This window comes from Xenorhabdus bovienii, assembly GCF_024721015.1.
GTDB classification, from domain to species: domain Bacteria; phylum Pseudomonadota; class Gammaproteobacteria; order Enterobacterales; family Enterobacteriaceae; genus Xenorhabdus; species Xenorhabdus bovienii.
In genome coordinates this window covers 1-17,650 of record NZ_JANAIF010000050.1, presented here as the reverse complement: position 1 = coordinate 17,650, position 17,650 = coordinate 1, and the positions used below count along the sequence as shown (strand labels likewise).

19 protein-coding genes are annotated in these 17,650 nt (G+C 47.1%); 13 read left to right on the top strand and 6 right to left on the bottom strand.

Annotation, left to right across the window (positions count from 1 at the left end; all coding sequences use genetic code 11):
• Positions 1 to 21 precede the first annotated feature (21 nt).
• From NXS07_RS13305 to greB, 3 genes are all read right to left on the bottom strand, one after another.
• Complete coding sequence (locus NXS07_RS13305; RefSeq protein WP_258086908.1) at positions 22 to 1,023, bottom strand: ATP-binding protein; 1,002 nt, start codon at positions 1,021 to 1,023, stop codon at positions 22 to 24.
• Positions 1,020 to 1,739 (bottom strand): osmolarity response regulator transcription factor OmpR, encoded by a 720-nt coding sequence (gene ompR, locus NXS07_RS13300; RefSeq protein WP_038194728.1) that lies wholly within the window; start codon positions 1,737 to 1,739, stop codon positions 1,020 to 1,022. Before ompR ends, NXS07_RS13305 begins: the two co-directional genes overlap by 4 nt.
• Positions 1,740 to 1,801: 62 nt before the next feature.
• Positions 1,802 to 2,296 carry a transcription elongation factor GreB gene (gene greB, locus NXS07_RS13295; protein WP_038194730.1) on the bottom strand — a complete coding sequence of 165 codons (495 nt, stop codon included), beginning with the start codon at positions 2,294 to 2,296 and terminating at the stop codon, positions 1,802 to 1,804.
• 241 nt (positions 2,297 to 2,537) lie between these two features.
• On the opposite strand from greB, the gene NXS07_RS13290 reads away from it, so the two are divergent.
• The 5 genes from NXS07_RS13290 (at position 2,538) to NXS07_RS13270 (ending at position 9,033) form a co-directional block, all read left to right on the top strand.
• Positions 2,538 to 4,880, top strand: coding sequence for a Tex family protein (locus NXS07_RS13290; protein ID WP_258086907.1), 2,343 nt, complete (start codon positions 2,538 to 2,540; stop codon positions 4,878 to 4,880).
• Positions 4,881 to 5,280: 400 nt separating this feature from the next.
• A complete protein-coding gene (locus NXS07_RS13285) occupies positions 5,281 to 5,820 on the top strand; it encodes a pyridoxamine 5'-phosphate oxidase family protein (protein ID WP_038207233.1) in 540 nt (179 codons plus the stop codon).
• 356 nt (positions 5,821 to 6,176) lie between these two features.
• Positions 6,177 to 6,407: a ferrous iron transporter A gene (feoA, locus tag NXS07_RS13280; protein WP_012986782.1), complete on the top strand. Its 231-nt coding sequence runs from the start codon at positions 6,177 to 6,179 to the stop codon at positions 6,405 to 6,407.
• Between the two features lie 64 nt (positions 6,408 to 6,471).
• Positions 6,472 to 8,784, top strand: coding sequence for a Fe(2+) transporter permease subunit FeoB (gene feoB / locus NXS07_RS13275; protein WP_258086915.1), 2,313 nt, complete (start codon positions 6,472 to 6,474; stop codon positions 8,782 to 8,784).
• Between the two features lie 9 nt (positions 8,785 to 8,793).
• The gene (locus NXS07_RS13270) at positions 8,794 to 9,033 is read left to right on the top strand and encodes a FeoC-like transcriptional regulator (protein ID WP_258086906.1); all 240 of its coding nucleotides are present in this window, start codon (positions 8,794 to 8,796) and stop codon (positions 9,031 to 9,033) included.
• An 83-nt stretch (positions 9,034 to 9,116) separates the two neighbouring features.
• On the opposite strand, the gene NXS07_RS13265 is transcribed toward NXS07_RS13270, so the two are convergent.
• Positions 9,117 to 9,410: a type II toxin-antitoxin system RelE family toxin gene (locus tag NXS07_RS13265; RefSeq protein ID WP_258086905.1), complete on the bottom strand. Its 294-nt coding sequence runs from the start codon at positions 9,408 to 9,410 to the stop codon at positions 9,117 to 9,119.
• Positions 9,400 to 9,654: a type II toxin-antitoxin system RelB/DinJ family antitoxin gene (locus tag NXS07_RS13260; RefSeq protein WP_038194743.1), complete on the bottom strand. Its 255-nt coding sequence runs from the start codon at positions 9,652 to 9,654 to the stop codon at positions 9,400 to 9,402. Before NXS07_RS13260 ends, NXS07_RS13265 begins: the two co-directional genes overlap by 11 nt.
• A gap of 295 nt (positions 9,655 to 9,949) precedes the next feature.
• Here NXS07_RS13260 and NXS07_RS13255 point away from each other — a divergent pair, with 295 nt between their 5' ends.
• On the top strand, positions 9,950 to 10,393 hold the full coding sequence (locus NXS07_RS13255; protein WP_038207236.1) for an OsmC family protein: 444 nt from the start codon (positions 9,950 to 9,952) through the stop codon (positions 10,391 to 10,393).
• A gap of 46 nt (positions 10,394 to 10,439) precedes the next feature.
• Here the strand turns inward: NXS07_RS13255 and bioH are convergent, their stop codons facing one another.
• Positions 10,440 to 11,216 carry a pimeloyl-ACP methyl ester esterase BioH gene (gene bioH, locus NXS07_RS13250; RefSeq protein WP_258086904.1) on the bottom strand — a complete coding sequence of 259 codons (777 nt, stop codon included), beginning with the start codon at positions 11,214 to 11,216 and terminating at the stop codon, positions 10,440 to 10,442.
• A 38-nt stretch (positions 11,217 to 11,254) separates the two neighbouring features.
• On the opposite strand from bioH, the gene gntX reads away from it, so the two are divergent.
• From gntX to NXS07_RS13215, 7 genes are all read left to right on the top strand, one after another.
• On the top strand, positions 11,255 to 11,938 hold the full coding sequence (gene gntX / locus NXS07_RS13245; RefSeq protein WP_258086903.1) for a DNA utilization protein GntX: 684 nt from the start codon (positions 11,255 to 11,257) through the stop codon (positions 11,936 to 11,938).
• Between the two features lie 72 nt (positions 11,939 to 12,010).
• Complete coding sequence (nfuA, locus tag NXS07_RS13240) at positions 12,011 to 12,586, top strand: Fe-S biogenesis protein NfuA (RefSeq protein WP_038197662.1); 576 nt, start codon at positions 12,011 to 12,013, stop codon at positions 12,584 to 12,586.
• 164 nt (positions 12,587 to 12,750) lie between these two features.
• Complete coding sequence (glpE, locus tag NXS07_RS13235) at positions 12,751 to 13,074, top strand: thiosulfate sulfurtransferase GlpE (RefSeq protein WP_038181767.1); 324 nt, start codon at positions 12,751 to 12,753, stop codon at positions 13,072 to 13,074.
• A gap of 73 nt (positions 13,075 to 13,147) precedes the next feature.
• A complete protein-coding gene (glpG, locus tag NXS07_RS13230; RefSeq protein WP_038197663.1) occupies positions 13,148 to 13,981 on the top strand; it encodes a rhomboid family intramembrane serine protease GlpG in 834 nt (277 codons plus the stop codon).
• Between the two features lie 61 nt (positions 13,982 to 14,042).
• Complete coding sequence (locus NXS07_RS13225; protein ID WP_038181773.1) at positions 14,043 to 14,801, top strand: DeoR/GlpR family transcriptional regulator; 759 nt, start codon at positions 14,043 to 14,045, stop codon at positions 14,799 to 14,801.
• Positions 14,802 to 15,063: 262 nt separating this feature from the next.
• Positions 15,064 to 16,569, top strand: coding sequence for a glycerol-3-phosphate dehydrogenase (gene glpD / locus NXS07_RS13220; RefSeq protein WP_038207242.1), 1,506 nt, complete (start codon positions 15,064 to 15,066; stop codon positions 16,567 to 16,569).
• A gap of 376 nt (positions 16,570 to 16,945) precedes the next feature.
• Complete coding sequence (locus NXS07_RS13215; protein ID WP_046335671.1) at positions 16,946 to 17,455, top strand: GNAT family N-acetyltransferase; 510 nt, start codon at positions 16,946 to 16,948, stop codon at positions 17,453 to 17,455.
• Positions 17,456 to 17,650 lie beyond the last annotated feature (195 nt).

The following is a 17,650-nucleotide window of genomic DNA, read 5'->3' as shown; positions in this document are numbered from 1 at the left end:
ACCCCTTTTGAAGGGGCGTTATTATTTCGTCACCCGTGGGATATAAACGCGCATGGACAACCCACCTTTTTCGCTTTTTCCGACTTCGATGTCACCATCATGGATATCGACGATGCGTCGGATGATGGCAAGCCCCAGGCCTACACCCCCATTATTGTGAACGCGTTGCCCCTGTGTGAAGGGCTGGAACAGAGTAGCGCTCTCTTCTTCTGTCATCCCTGTGCCATTATCTTCCACCTGAAACCAGCCAGACTTCTCCGTAACGCCACTACTGACCCGAATCCATCCCTGTCCATAGCGTTGGGCGTTAGTGAACATATTGTTCAAGGCGCGCTTGATTGACAGTGGATTAGCCATAATGAAAACGGGGTTGGCTGACAGGTGACTTTCGATATTTCCGACACCGTCATTTTCGACAGTAATCGCTTCGTCAAGCAGCCCATTCAATTCGCAGCATGACATTGGCACATTCTGCCCAGACCGCTGATAATCGATGAATTGATCGATAATCGCATTGCACTCCTCAATATCACGATTGATAGATTCCCGCAGAAAATTTTCTTTCCCTTCTATCAGTTCTATCGCCAGCCGTATACGAGTCAGTGGCGTACGCAAGTCATGGCTCACACCCGCCACCAAGCTAGCGCGATCCGTTTCCAGCGCTGTATGTCCCGTTAACATTTGATTAAACGCCCGGATCAGCGAGCGTATGGCCGGAGCTCCCGCTTCAGGGAGTGGTGCAACGATTTTCCCTTTTTCCATCTTTCTCACTGCCTTCTGCATCGTTCTCAATAGCTGTATCTGGGCGCGGAGGTAAAACCAGAATGGGATGGAAACAGTCAAAGCAGCCGTGAAAACACTGGCAAAGACATAAGAGAACACGATGGCAAATGAGAGTTTTTCCATCTCTACCAGTCTCTGGGCAGCCAGATAACTGATCATCAGGCTGCCCAGCACAATTACCAAAGTTAAATACAGAACATGGGGGAACAAAGCGCGCAGCGAGAGCCAGAGCCTTTTCATACCTTGCTTCCATCCGGCACAAAAACGTATCCCAGCCCCCAGACCGTCTGAATATAACGGGGATGGGCAGGATCTTCTTCAATCAAGCGGCGCAGACGGGAAACCTGTACATCAATGGAGCGCTCCATTGCACCATATTCTCTTCCCCGTGCCAGACTCATCAATTTATCCCGCGACAATGGCTCGCGAGGATGGGAAACCAAAACTTTCAATACAGAAAACTCGCCGCTGGTCAGGGACAATTGCTCATCTTCATGGAACATTTCACGCGTTCCAAGATCGAGTTTGAATTTGCCAAACTTCACTACCGCATTATCCGGCCTTGGCGCCCCCGGTAGCTCATGGCTCTGACGGCGCATAACCGCCCGCATACGGGCCAGCAGTTCGCGTGGGTTAAAAGGCTTGACGAGATAATCATCAGCACCGATTTCAAGGCCAACAATCCGGTCAACCTCCTCCCCTTTTGCTGACACCATGATAATGGGGATCGGGTTATGCTGGCTTCTCAATCTTCGACAGATAGATAAGCCATCTTCGCCTGGCAACATTAAATCCAGTACAATCAATTGAATGGATTCTCTGGTTAATAAGCGATCCATCTGTTCTGCATTTGCTACACTACGAACTTGAAAACCTTGCTCCGATAAATAACGCTCCAACAACGCCCGCAAGCGCATATCATCATCAACAACAAGGATTTTATAACTCTCTTGCATGTTTCAGCTCCCAAGATGCTCCATGCCCGCCATATCCATTACTCTCACAGAAACCCCAAACTTCAGTAGAGACTAACCCCCAACGGCTGGTAGCCAATCTCTAGAATCCAGTAAATCGCCATACCATTGGGAGTCATGACGGTGATTTCATCATCCACCTGCTTGCCAAGCAGCGCCCTGGCCACAGGTGAATCAATGGAAATCCACTTTTTGGCAGGATCAAATTCATCCGGCCCCACCAGACGAAAAATATGTTCTTCGGCTTTTTCGTTTTCGACTTTCACCCATGCACCAAAAAAGACTTTGCCTTCCTGTCTCGGATCAGGATCAACAATTTGCAGTGCATCAAGGCGCTTGGATAAAAATCGCACACGACGGTCAATTTCTCTTAATCTTTTTTTGCCATAAATGTACTCAGCATTTTCCGAACGATCTCCCAGTGCCGCAGCATCGGAAACAGCCTGAGTCACGTTGGGGCGTTCGACTTTCCAGAGATATTTCAGCTCCTGATCAAGCGCATGCCAGCCTTCTCGGGTAATGTAGTTACTCTTAGCCATGAAAAAACCCACTTGAGAAAATATGATTAATGGCGGAGTACTATATCTTAACCCATAAGATATTCGATGAAATCTGTCTCAACATGACCGAAATATCGCGCTAAACTGGAAATTATCGCGCTCTGCACGTATAAATGGAGCCAGTTTGAACCATGCCATTATTATGTTAGATGAATCTGGCACTGTCTGTGCAATATCTGATGATATCTACAGCCGCTAAGAAAGTTGAAGAAACCAAACCATGAATGAATCTTTAAGTCGAATCATTGCCGGTGAGTTACAGGCTCAGCCACAGCAAGTTCTCGCCGCCATTACTCTGTTCGATGAGGGGAATACCGTTCCCTTTGTCGCCCGTTACCGTAAAGAAGCCACCGGAGGTTTAGATGACACTCAGCTTCGCCAACTCGAAAGCCGCCTGGGTTATCTGCGCGAACTGTCAGACCGCCGTCAGACTATTCTGAAATCTATTGAGGAACAGGGAAAGTTAACCGTTGAGCTCGCAGAGACGATTAATACCACGCAGAGTAAAACAGAACTGGAAGATCTGTACTTACCGTATAAACCCAAGCGCCGCACCCGTGGGCAAATTGCCATTGAAGCCGGGCTGGAGCCACTGGCCGACCTGCTGTGGCAAGATCCGCAACAAACGCCAGAACTGGCGGCAGCCGCCTATGTTGATGCTGACAAAGGCGTTACCGATACCAAGGCTGCACTGGATGGCGCACGTTATATCCTGATGGAACGCTTTGCCGAAGATGCGGCTCTGTTGGTGAAAGTGCGCGAATATCTGTGGAAGAATGCGCATCTGGTCGCCAAAGTTGTCGAAGGCAAGGAAGAGGAAGGCGCCAAGTTCAGCGATTATTTTGATCACCATGAATCGATTGCCACCGTTCCATCCCATCGCGCTCTGGCCATGTTCCGTGGGCGCAATGAAGGCATCCTGCAACTGGCTCTGAATGCCGATCCTCAATTTGAGGAAGCCCCTAAAGAGAGCTATTGCGAACAGATTATCACCGATCATCTGAACCTGCGGCTGAATAACGCGCCGGCTGACAGTTGGCGTAAAGCCGTGGTGAGCTGGACATGGCGCATCAAGGTGCTGCTGCATCTGGAAACTGAGCTGATGGGGACGTTGCGCGAGAAAGCCGAAGACGAAGCAATCAACGTTTTCGCCCGTAACCTGAACGCTCTGATGATGGCTGCCCCTGCGGGCATGCGCGCCACGATGGGATTAGACCCGGGGTTACGGACAGGGGTGAAAGTTGCCGTCGTAGACTCTACAGGCAAGCTGATTGCCACAGATACCGTTTACCCGCATACCGGGCAAGAAGTCAAAGCTGCCGCCGCCGTTGCTGCTCTGTGCACCAAGTATCAAGTCGAATTGGTCGCCATTGGTAACGGTACGGCATCCCGTGAAACGGAACGCTTCTTTGCCAACATCCAGAAGCAATACCCTGACATCAAGGCTCAGACAGTGATAGTCAGTGAAGCAGGCGCATCCGTCTATTCCGCCTCTGAACTGGCAGCACTGGAATTCCCTGATTTGGATGTTTCACTGCGTGGCGCCGTTTCCATCGCCCGTCGCCTGCAAGATCCGCTGGCAGAACTGGTGAAAATCGATCCAAAATCTATTGGTGTTGGTCAGTATCAACACGATGTCAGCCAGACTCAGCTTGCCAAAAAGCTGGATACCGTGGTTGAGGACTGTGTAAATGGCGTCGGTGTTGACCTGAATACCGCATCGGTCGCTCTGCTGACTCGCGTCGCCGGACTCTCCAAGTCAGTTGCCCAGAATATCGTGAACTGGCGTGATGAAAACGGCCGCTTCGACAACCGTAATCAACTGTTGAAAGTGAATCGTCTGGGGCCAAAAGCGTTCCTGCAATGTGCCGGCTTCCTGCGCATCAATCAGGGTGATAACCCGCTGGATGCCTCAACCGTTCACCCTGAAACCTATCAGGTTGTCGAGAAAATCCTGGCCACTACCGAACAATCCCTGTCTGAACTCATGGGCAATCCTGGTGCCCTGCGTGGTTTGCAGGCACAGGACTTTACCACGGATAAATTCGGCATCCCGACCGTTACGGATATCCTGAAAGAGCTGGAAAAACCCGGCCGTGACCCGCGTCCTGAATTCAAGACAGCGACTTTCGCTGATGGCGTCGAGACCATGAAGGACCTGCGTGTCGGCATGATTCTGGAAGGGACGGTCACTAACGTCACCAACTTCGGGGCTTTCGTGGATATCGGTGTACATCAGGATGGCTTAGTGCATATCTCCTCACTATCTGATCGTTTTGTGGAAAATCCACATACTGTAGTCAAGACTGGCGATATCGTGAAAGTGAAGGTGATGGACATTGACCTGAATCGCAAGCGTATCGGATTGACTATGCGTCTTGATGAGCAACCCGGCGAAGCTCCGGCACGTCGTAGCGGTTCTCAGAGCAGTAACCCGCGTAATAGCAACGAACGCAATGGTAATGACAGAAACCGCCAGACTTCCCGCTCTCCGGGATCAACGGCATTGTCCAACAGCGCCATGAGTGATGCCCTGGCTGCTGCATTTGGCAAAAAGCGTTAATTCGAGATAATCATCCTCTAACTGGCTCGTTTGAGCCAGTTAGAGGGTCAACAGACCTTATTCGTAACAAATAGATAACTCACAAACTTAAAACGGGGTTATTAATTATCACTAAATATATTTTTATTTCAAAACATGATGGCATTAGGAGAAATAAACGGTCTTCCCACTCATCCCATCAGTAAAAATGCGATTGCCTTCATATAATTGACTCAATTTATTACTAATATAACAAATTTGAATGAGTCATTATGACTGACTATTCCTGCCAATACTCCGTATAATCTATCATTCAATAAATTTCATATTCATGAAAGCCTATTGAATAATATAAAAATATAACAGATTAATAATTCCATAATGCTCTGATATACAGATACATTCTGTTGAGGAAAAAGTTATGAATAAATATGCTAAAAGCAGTTTTGATTTACTCAGCAATATACGATTTTTCAGCCTTGCCACTCACCATCCTGATTCAGGCTCACCTTGGTCAGCGTCACTGCTGTATATTCCAAGATACGATCCATTACGCCTGATCTGGTATTCGAAATTGATTACCCGTCATTCGCACGAAATTTCTATCAACCCATTAGTCAGTGGCTCGCTTTACCGCAACCGGGTCAATCCTGACACATCACTGGATCTTGCAGGGGCACAGTTTATCGGCCAGGCTCACGAAATCCCGTACAATGAACTGCAGGAAACTTACGATTACTACTTTAACTTCCTCTTTCCTGATGAAAATATCAGAAAGAAAAAAGCACGGCCTCTCAGTGAATTTCACGGCCATGGCCGCCGACGGTTTTATGAATTAGATGTTCAAGAATGGTGGGTATACGATTCCGAACTTTGGCACAATCAGCAAGATGATGGCCGCGTTTTTGTTCCACTAAGTGAATTGGCACATCCACCAAAAGGCAAACAGATACATTCATAAAATGAATTAAAAAAACAAATCAACAAGCCCCATATGTTATCGGGGCTTGTAATAGCAGGTATTCATTTCATCTTTCACGTTGAAACCATTCATTCTGTTTATCAACAAACAAATATTAATTTGAATATCCAATAGTAGCAATGTCTTTTATTTTCAATTAAATAACCATTAATTTGATTAATATCAATTTCTTCCATCAAAATTCAGTGATAAATAAACATTATGGATATTGCCTATTATCATCACTCACAATCAAAATCAGAAATAATAAACGTACTTTTTTCTTGTGGTTCCTGCTTGATTAGGGATAATAATTCTTATAATCACTTACCTTTTCAGTTTTAATGGAAGTTTATATGTCACTTCTTCCAAATCGAAGTTATAAAATTCTGGGGTTTTCTGCACAGATTAGCCCCGCCTATCGGCAGAAATTATTGTCACTGGGGATGTTACCTGGTTCCACATTTCAGGTCATTCGCGTGGCTCCTTTAGGCGATCCTGTACAAATCGAAACACGCAGAGTCAATCTTATCCTGCGTAAAAAAGACTTGGCGTTTATCACACTAGATAACACCCCACTCGAATGAAATTCAGTACAGTCACCAACAAAGTACCACAGAAAGTCTCATTCCCTGATTGGCAAAAAGTATGATGAAACAATTAACAATAGGTCTGATCGGTAATCCGAATGCCGGCAAAACCACGCTGTTCAACCAACTCACCAGCTCCCGACAACGGGTAGGTAACTGGGCAGGTGTTACGGTAGAACGCAAGACCGGCCGTTTTACCACCGATGAGCATCAAATCGAGCTTGTCGACCTTCCCGGAACGTATTCCCTCACGACCATTTCGGAGCAGACCTCCATTGATGAACAGATTGCCTGCCACTACATTCTCAGTGGTGAAGCCGATATGTTGATCAATGTCGTTGATGCTTCCAATCTGGAACGCAATCTCTATCTCTCGCTGCAATTAATTGAACTGGGCATCCCCTGTATTGTCGCGCTGAATATGCTGGATATCGCCAAAAGCCAACATATCAACATTGATATTGCGGCGCTGGAGCAACGCCTCGGCTGCCCGGTTATCCCGCTGGTTTCTACCCGTGCCACGGGGATCGATACACTGAAGGAAACCATCGACCATTATCAACCGTCTTCCCAACCTATACGGGTTGAATATCCCGATTCCTTGTTGCAGGAAGTCAATCATCTTGCCAGCCAGATGACTCAGAATTTCAATCCGCAACAGCGCCGCTGGCTGACTTTGCAGGTGCTGGAAGGGGACATTTACAGCCGTGAGCGAGCAGGACTGACGCAGTCGCAGCTCGCTGAGAGCAAAATGCGTCTGCAACAACAGCAGCTTGACGAGCCAGAACTGATTATTGCGGATTCACGCTATCAAGCGATTAATGCGCTGTGCCTGGCTGTCATTGATACCCGTGCCGCGACACCGCACAAGCTGACTCAGGCGATGGATAAAGTGATCTTGAACCGCTGGCTGGGTGTGCCGATTTTCCTGTTTATCATGTATCTGATGTTTGTGCTGGCTATCAATCTTGGCGGCGCGCTGCAACCCCTATTCGATGGGGCTTCCACCGCCATTTTCATTGATGGTATGCGCTGGCTCGGCCACACACTTCACTTCCCGGATTGGTTGACGGTTTTCCTTGCCCAAGGCGTTGGGGGGGGGATCAACACGGTACTGCCACTGGTTCCCCAAATCGGCCTGATGTACCTGTTCCTTTCCTTTCTTGAAGACTCAGGCTATATGGCTCGTGCCGCATTTGTGATGGATAGACTGATGCAATCACTGGGCTTACCGGGTAAATCTTTCGTACCCTTGATTGTCGGCTTTGGCTGTAACGTTCCTTCCGTGATGGGCTCCAGAACATTGGACGCACCGCGTGAACGGCTGATCACCATCATGATGGCGCCTTTTATGTCCTGCGGAGCACGGCTGGCCATCTTTGCCGTCTTTGCTGCCGCCTTCTTTGGTAAAAGCGGCGCCAGCATCGTCTTCTCTCTGTATATACTCGGTATCACAGTCGCTGTCCTGACCGGCCTGCTCCTCAAACACACCCTGATGCGCGGTGAAGCATCGCCATTCGTCATGGAGCTGCCGGTCTATCACGTCCCCCATGCCAAAACCCTGCTGCTCCAGTCATGGCAGCGTCTGAAAGGGTTTGTGATCCGTGCAGGTAAAGTGATCGTTGCTGCCAGCATGCTGATTGGCGCCCTGAATAGCTTCTCCTTCTCTGGCAAAGCGGTGGATAACATCAACGAATCTGCGCTGGCTTCTGTCAGTAAGGTGATCACACCACTCCTGTATCCTATCGGCGTACATTCCGATAACTGGCAGGCGACGGTTGGCCTGATCACCGGTGCGATGGCGAAAGAGGTTGTCGTCGGTACGCTGAATACCCTGTATACCGCTGAGAACATCAACCAAGCGCCATTCAATCCAGATGAATTCCATCTGCTGGATGAACTGAAAGGTGCCGTTGCGGAGACATGGAACAGCCTGAAAGAGACATTCACTCTGAGCGCCCTTTCCAACCCGATTGAGGCCAGTAAAGGCGATGGCAATATGGATAGCAGCGCGATGGGAACGATGAGTGCTAAATTTGGTTCCGCCATTTCCGCTTACAGTTATCTGATTTTCGTACTGCTGTACGTACCCTGTGTTTCGGTAATGGGGGCGATTGCCCGTGAAACCAGCCGTGGCTGGATGCTCTTCTCCATCCTGTGGGGATTAGATGTCGCTTATTCGCTGGCGGCAGTGTTCTATCAAGTCACGACATTTTCTGCGCATCCACAAAGCAGCCTGATTACCATTCTGGCCGTGATTGTATTTAACGTACTGGTCTTTATCGGCTTACGCCGTGCTCGCAGCAGAGTCACCATAGCGTTCAATAACACCGCAGGCCGAAGCTGCGAATGCTCTGACAGTAGTTGCCACTAGGAGCCAGACATGATTAGCCTGTTGAAAATCCGGGATGCTGTCGCCCTCAACGGGCGCACCGATGCAAGGTCACTGAGCCATCAGTTTTCAACACCGCTACCGATGGTGGAAGCCATGCTCAAGCAACTCGTCACAATGGGCAAATTGGAGGAAGTCGATACTTCCTCCTGCCTAAGCGGCGGCTGCAAGCAATGTCCAGAAACGCAGAAATGCGCTATTAAGTTGTATCAACTGATGGTAAAAAACTGAGGGGATGCCTGTCTGGTGTGGTGAATCAGGCGGGCTATTCTCAGAGAGTTAGCCAATACCGCTTGAGATATAATTCCCCTTTTTTATACACCAAGACGTTTTTTCGCTATATCATAAGCCATTGAATCTTCTCGTTTGCCTACAGCGATGACCCAAATAACGATTTCTTCATCTATCACTTGATAGACCAGACGAAAACCGGACGAACACAACTTGATTTTGAAACAACCCGCCAGATCACCGTGTAATCTGGCAGATTCTATATAGGGATTTTCTTGTAGTTTACGCAATTTCTTTTTGAACTGCTCCCGTATACTTTTATCCAGTTTATGCCACTCCTTCAAGGCGCGTTCGTCGAAGTCGATATTAAATTTCATCAAGGTTAACCCTAACCCGTTTGGCTGGATTTCTGATACGTTCACGAACAACGTCTAAAATATCTTCATCATTATCATTTTCAGCCACAATCAGCGATACTTCAGAAAATGGCAGTTTTTCATTCTCTGCAACGTAACGCAGAAACAGACGCAACGCGTCAGATGGAGACACATTGAGTTTTTCAAAAGCCTTGTAAGACGCCTTTTTCAGATCTTCATCAACCCTTACTTGAATAGTGCTCATCATCAATCCTTATGTGGTGACAATTGTATTACAAGCATACTGCATTACATTTGTAATGCAACAATAAGTATCAACTGGTTTTTTCCATCATTCGAACGATTCTCATTCACCCAATTGGGCAGTAATTCGGGAATTACTGCTGTTTTTTATTGCTATATTCTTCATATTTACCGCTTTATTTTTCCATATGAAAGGTTAAAATCGCATTCCCCAAACATAAATTGAAAAATAAAAACCGTTCTCTTATTATCTGGGCGTTAGTACTGTCAATATTTAATAACCTGAGGATAATAATATGCCTAAAGAGTTATTCACTGCTGAAATAGAGTCATCCGGCCACCTCAAAATGAAATGTTCAACACGTGGCTTGTCCTTCCATGTGGACGAACCCAAAAATCTGGGAGGAACGGATGAAGCAATGAATCCCGTGGAAGCATTACTTTCGGCTTTCGGGGCTTGCCAATGTATTGTGGCGAAAAGTTTTGCCCGCAAACATAAAATCAATTTGATTGATATTCAGGTAAAAATGGAAGGGGAATTGGATACCGATGGCTTCACCGGTAGAAATAAAAACGCCAAAATGGGGTTTTCCAAAATCACCTCCAAATTCTATATCAAAGCCGATAATACCGAACAAGAGATCCGCGATTTTATTGATTTTGTCGAAAGCAACTGCCCTGTTCTTGATACCATCCTCAATGCACCTGAAATTGTCACTGAAGTTTATCCTTCCGAATAAACTGTCGATTACCCATAACTTGATGGTTATGGGTAATAAGCAACAATCACAATCCTGCGTTAACCACAAACTCCATTAAGGCATCCACAAATTCATCAGGATGGGAAATAAAAGGCGCATGGGCAGCGTTACGCATAATGACCGAATCAGTATGTGGCCACTCATCGTCAAGTTGAGCAGCAATTTTACGCGGCACAAGGCCATCCAGATAACCATACAGACGCAAGAAAGGCAGCCGGAGTTGCACCAGTTCTGCCCTCAGATCATCGGTACGCAGAATTTCCAGCCCTGCATTGAGCACTTCCACGGTCGGCATCGGCTGGCTCAATATCACAGATTTCAGTAAACGTGCGTCTTGACGTGCGCTGTCAGTGCCCAAGGTCTGCAATGCCAGAAAACGTTCAACGGTCTTCTGGAAATCCTCACTCAGTTGATGCTCAAAAGCCTGCAATACAGTCGGTTTAATCCCCGGCCAGTCACCTTCCGCACTGAACTTTGGCGAAGATGCCACGGTAATCAGACCCGCGACCTGCGCCGGATGATCCAATGCAATACGGCTGGCAACCAATCCTCCCAGCGACCAACCCAGCCACAGCGCATTATCCGGTGCCTGCTGCCATACGGCATCCGCCATTTCCGCCAGAGTCATTGCCGGATATGGCTGGCTGCGACCATACCCCGGCAAATCCACCAAATGCAGGCGGAAGTGCGAAGCCAATCGCGTTTCCACGGAACGCCAGACCTCAGAATTCAATCCCCATCCGTGCAGCATCACAAGATCGCGTGGAGCCTCACCCATTATCTGCCAAAACAACTTATTCATTGTTATTCTCATCTTATTTGTCATCAAGGAAGGAACCTATGCTAACAATGGTTGGATACTGTTGGCTATGCCATCAAAGTTTGTATTTTGCTCATCATGGGATCTGTCATATCTGCCACCAGCAATTAAAACGGCTGCAACGCGTCTGTCCGCGCTGTGCTCTGCCTGCGGAATCGAGAGATTTTCCCTGTGGCCGCTGCCTGAAGAATCCACCTCCGTGGCAACATCTCATCGCCATTACGGACTATGCCCCGCCATTAAGCCGGCTTATCCAGCGCTACAAATATCACGGCACCCCACAACTCGCGACGGTATTAGCCCGTCTGTTTCTCCTGCATTGGTTGCAGGGTTATCGTGATGGCCGCTGGAATAAGCCGGATTGTATACTCGGCATTCCCCTGCACAGCAAAAAACGCTGGCAACGTGGATTCGATCAAATTGAACTGATCACCCAGCCGTTATCACGCTGGCTACAATGCCACTATCAGCCCGATCTTTTGTGGCGCTCGCGTGCTACACTTACACAACGGGGCTTATCTGCCACTCAACGGAAAACCAATCTTAAGCATGCCTTTCAATTGCGTGGCGATTTTACCGATCAAAATGTCGCGATTTTCGATGATGTGATCACCACGGGCACGACGTTGCATGAAGCCTCACAATTGTTGATTCGTGCTGGTGCCCACTCCGTGCAAGCCTGGGCAATATGCCGAACCTTGTAGTTCCTTTATAAATGGGCGTATTATAACCAACTAGAACAGTCAACTATTACAGTCAACTATTGAGCAAATGACATGATTAATATTACTGAAGCAGCGCAAGCGCACTTTGCCAAGCTACTGGCAAGTCAAGAACCGGGCACACAGATCCGCGTTTTTGTCATTAATCCGGGAACCCCGACGGCTGAATGCGGTGTTTCCTACTGCCCACCGGATGCTGTTGAAGCCACTGATACCGAACTGAAATTTGACCAGATTTCTGCCTATGTTGATGAAATCAGTGCCCCTTTTCTGGTAGAAGCCGTCATTGATTTTGTAACTGATCAACTTGGCTCCCAGCTGACCCTGAAAGCCCCGAACGCCAAAATGCGCAAAGTGACGGATGATGCCCCACTGATTGAGCGTGTTGAGTATGTTCTGCAATCGCAGATCAACCCTCAACTTGCAGGTCATGGCGGCCGTGTCAGCCTGATGGAAATCACCGATGCAGGTTATGCCATCCTGCAATTCGGCGGTGGTTGTAATGGATGTTCTATGGTCGATGTCACCTTGAAAGAAGGGATAGAAAAAGAGCTGTTGAATATGTTCCCTGAGTTGAAAGGGGTCAGAGACCTGACTGAACACCAGCGTGGCGAACACTCTTATTACTGATTCTTGATTTGTATTTTTTGACCCTTTTTCTGTTCTTAGCATTTTTAGCCAGTATTTCCACGCCTTTCCAATGGAAACGTTGGGAAGGCGTAAAGTCATAAAAGACGATTATTAAGAAATTAATGCCTTTAAATGGAAAGTATTAGAAATAACGTTGAGTATTTATGGACCGTTTTCAAACAATAAACCCTGAACAAGCCTACCAGCATTGGCTGAATAAAACTGCTGTTATGGTGGATATCCGTGATCCACAGAGTTTCCGTGCCGGACATACAACAGGCGCATTTCATCTGACCAATGAAACCCTCAATAACCTCCTGCAAGAAGCTGATTTTGACCAGCCTGTCATGGTGATGTGTTATCACGGCCACAGTAGTCAAGGCGCCGCACAATACCTTGTGAATATGGGTTTTGAAACCGTTTACAGTGTTAATGGTGGCTTTGACGTATGGCAGAGAAGCTATCCTGAGGCCGTTAACACGCTATAGTTTCTTAACATACTGATTCCAATCTAATTAGCCCTGTGCGATTAACTTCAACTTAAGGCAGATAAAACGCGCAATGATCCACGTAACCTCAATATCCAATCCACGACTGGCTCAGGCCTTTATTGATTATATGGCGACACAGGGCATTAACTTGACTATGCGCCCTACCAATGAACCTGCGCTGGTTGAGTTGTGGCTGGAAGATGAAAGCCGGTTAGGTTTTGTTGAGCAGGAACTTAACCAATTTTCCCGCGATCCACTCAATGAACGCTATCAAGCCGCCAGTTGGCAAGCTGGCAAATCGGGTTATTCATTTAATTATCACAACAGCCTGAATTTGAGCACCCTGAAAAGTCAGTCCGGCCCGCTAACTATCTCCGTGACCGCTCTCTGTATCTTAGTTTATCTCTGGATGCAGGTGGCCGGTGATTTCAATGTCATGCGCTGGCTGGCATGGCCTAATGGTGAACAATATCTGGAATTATGGCGCTGGGTCAGCCCTGCCCTGCTGCATTTCTCACTGACACATCTTCTGTTCAATCTCGCGTTATGGTGGTATCTCGGCAGTCAGGTGGAAAGGAATATGGGTGCCGGAAAACTCTTTGAAATTACGATAGTCTCTGCGGTTTTCACTGACTGGGCACAATCATTGTTCAGTGGATCGCATTTTGGTGGGCTTTCTGGTGTGGTCTACGCACTGATCAGCTATGTTTGGCTGACCGGTGAAATTTCCCCAAAAAGAGGGATCAGTGTCCCCAGAGGGTTAATCGCTATCTCGGTCATCTGGTTATTGGTTGGCTATTTCGATATGTTTTCACTAAATATCGCCAATGCCGCTCATTTTTCAGGGTTAATCATCGGCTTACTCATGGGGCTATGGGATAATTTACGTAAACAAAAAAATTAATAATATTCCAAATAACGTTGGTCAATTATAATCCATCTATGCAAAACATTAGGGGAATGTTGTGAAGCAAACTCAGCGACATGATGCAATAATCGAGCTGGTGCGCCTTCAAGGTTATGTCAGCACTGAAGAGCTGGTTGAACACTTTGATGTCAGCCCGCAAACCATCCGGCGTGACTTAAATGATCTGGCAGACAAAAATAAGATCCAGCGTCATCACGGCGGAGCTGCATTACCCTCCAGCTCCGTCAATACCGCCTATCATGACCGTAAAATCATGTGGTCAGATGAAAAAGCCCGTATTGCCCGGCAGGTTGCCACCCAGATCCCAAATGGTGCAACCCTGTTCATTGATATTGGCACCACCCCCGAAGCCGTCGCGCATGCACTACTCAATCACCGGGATTTACGGATTGTCACCAACAACCTCAATGTTGCCAGCCTGTTCATGGGGAAAGAAGATTTCCGGTTAATTATGGCGGGTGGTGAAGTCCGTTCCCGTGATGGCGGCATTATTGGTGAAGCAACGCTGGATTTCATCTCCCAGTTCCGCCTTGATTTTGGCATTCTTGGGATCAGCGGCATCGATAGCGATGGCTCCCTGCTGGAATTCGATTACCATGAAGTCCGTACCAAACGCGCCATTATCGAGAACTCCCGCTGCGTGATGCTGGTTGCCGACCATTCAAAATTTGGCCGTAGTGCGATGGTCAACCTCGGCAACATGAACCTTATTGATTTCCTGTTCACGGATAAAGCGCCTCCTGCCAGCATCCAGAAAATCATTGAGCAGCATAGTGTCAAATTGGAACTGTGCTAATCACATTTTATTCATTTCCCCACCTGAAATATAAATAAGGTGGGGCTTCCCGTTGCAAGCCCCTGCTCCCAGATTTCTGCCCTCAATTTGCTTCCCACAAATTCCTTATTAATCTTATATATATGATAAAAATTTGTCATCTGCATCACGCGAATAGATTTTTTCCTAGTTAAAGGTTGGCGATTGATGAAATTTTGATTACAATCTTTTGAGCGAAAACGAGCATTAAAGAACTGTTTCGAACATTTCAGAGGGGGATGCAATGGAAACCAAAGACTTGATTGTGATCGGCGGCGGAATTAACGGCGCGGGTATTGCTGCAGATGCGGCTGGCCGGGGACTTTCAGTCCTGCTATTGGAAGGTCAAGACTTGGCCAGTGCGACTTCGTCTGCCAGTTCCAAGCTGATCCACGGTGGCCTGCGCTATCTGGAACATTATGAATTCCGGCTGGTCAGTGAAGCATTGGCAGAGCGTGAAGTATTACTGAAATTAGCGCCGCATATTGCATTCCCAATGCGTTTTCGCCTGCCTCATCAGCCACATCTGCGCCCAGCCTGGATGATCCGCATTGGCCTGTTCCTGTACGATAATTTGGGTAAACGCGTTAGTCTGTCAAGCAGCAAGGGGCTGAAATTTGGTGCGAATTCCGTGCTGAAACCCTCCATCAGCCGTGGCTTTGAATATTCTGACTGCTGGGTTGATGATGCCCGTCTGGTTGTCCTGAACGCACAGGAAGTCCAGAAACATGGCGGTGAAGTCCGTACCCGCACTCAAGTTACCCGCGCATGGCGTGAAAAGGGTTACTGGATGGTTGAAGCGAAAGATCTCACCACGGGCAAAACCGATACATGGCGCGCCAAAGGTTTAGTCAACGCGACTGGCCCGTGGGTCAAAAACTTCTTTGATGATGGGTTGAAACTGAAATCACCTTACGGTATCCGTCTGATTAAGGGCAGCCATATCGTTGTACCTCGCGTGCATGATGAACCTCAAGCCTATATTCTGCAAAACGAAGATAACCGTATCGTGTTTGTTATTCCGTGGAATGATGAGTTTTCCATCATCGGCACCACCGATGTTGAATACAAAGGCGATCCAAAAGAAGTCAAAATTGACGATCAAGAGATCGGCTATTTGCTGAAAGTCTATAACGACCACTTCAAGAAACAGCTTGACCGTAGTGATGTTGTCTGGACTTACTCCGGCGTTCGCCCACTGTGCGATGATGAATCAGATTCACCACAGGCGATCACCCGTGATTACACGCTGGATGTACAGGATGAACAGGGGCAGATGCCATTGTTGTCCGTCTTTGGCGGTAAGCTGACAACCTACCGGAAGCTGGCTGAACACGCGATGGAAAAACTGGTACAGTACTATCCAAACGCAGGTAAGGCGTGGACCAAAAACGGCAAATTACCGGGCGGTGAACTGGAAGGCCATGATCGCGATGGTTATGCACGTCTGCTACGCCAGCGTCATAACTGGCTGCCAGAAGGTGTGGCACAACGCTATGCCCGTACTTACGGCAGCAACTGCCAGATAATCCTGAAAGGCGCAGAAGCCCTGACAGATTTAGGCGAGTTCTTCGGCCACGGCCTGTATGAAGCTGAGTTGCGTTATCTGGTCGAACATGAGTGGGTGACTCAGTTAGACGATGCTATCTGGCGCCGGACTAAATTGGGTATGTGGCTGACCGATGAACAGAAACAACGTGTTGCTGACTGGCTGGCACAGAACGTTCAATCAAGCCAGGCACAAGGCTAATCCTATCCCTGCTAAAAAATGGCGATAATCTCTTATCGCCATTTTATCTTTCCTCGCGCATAATCTTTTTCATCCCTATCCTAAAAGTATCTTCCCGCTCATTTTCTTTCCTGAAAATGACCATAAAGTTTCGAAATCAATCATCCCTATTTTCTACTGAAATGTCTTAATTTCTAATTTTATTCAACTGGTTATTTAAATAATCATATTTCTACTGACATGGTAGGATGTCGAAAAGCTGATTTAATTATTTTACCGGGAACAGGCCATATCCATACTGCCGCAGGTTTCGGTGACTGTCCGGAAGAAAAGCGGCTGATCAACGAAATATCCGATGATAGCCTGATCCCTAATAAATAACCTTGGAGGTTACTCTATGTTAACCATTCGGGAAGCGACAATCAGAGACGCGGTGCTGTTATCCCAGCTCATTGAGGAAAGCTATCGTTTTCACTTTTCCCATTTGTGGCATAACAAAGCCGAATTGGAAGAATATGTCGCCGAAGAGCGTTCACCAGAACGAATATCGGACTCACTCCGCACCCCCAATCACAAGTGGTTTATTGCTGAAACCGATCACCCGATTGGTTTTGGCAAAATCGCCTTCCATGAACCGATCCCTGATAGCGATTTAACGGGCGTCTATTTGCATAAACTCCATCTGATGCCACATCAGACTGGGCAGAAATACGGTGAGCAAGTCTTTGACCATATAGTCAAACTCGGTCAGGAACAGGGGTTACAATGGCTTTGGCTGGAAGTATTGGAACAGAACACATTAGCCATCAAATTTTATGAAAGAAAAGGAATGAGATGGTATAAAAATATTATCTTTTCCAGTCCCAAGCAGAAAAGTACCCTACATATTATGACTAAACCAATATGATATTGATTTAATTTTATTATTTTCTTTATATGAAAAAATAACGTAGAGAAAATAGTAATAACATAAAACAGATAAAGAATGCATCTATTTCACTTAAATTTCCAATTGATTACTAAAAAAATAATAAGTAATCAAGAAAAATTAATTGCAAATTTAGCACCATAACCTTCCAATAGAGTATTTAGCTCATACTCC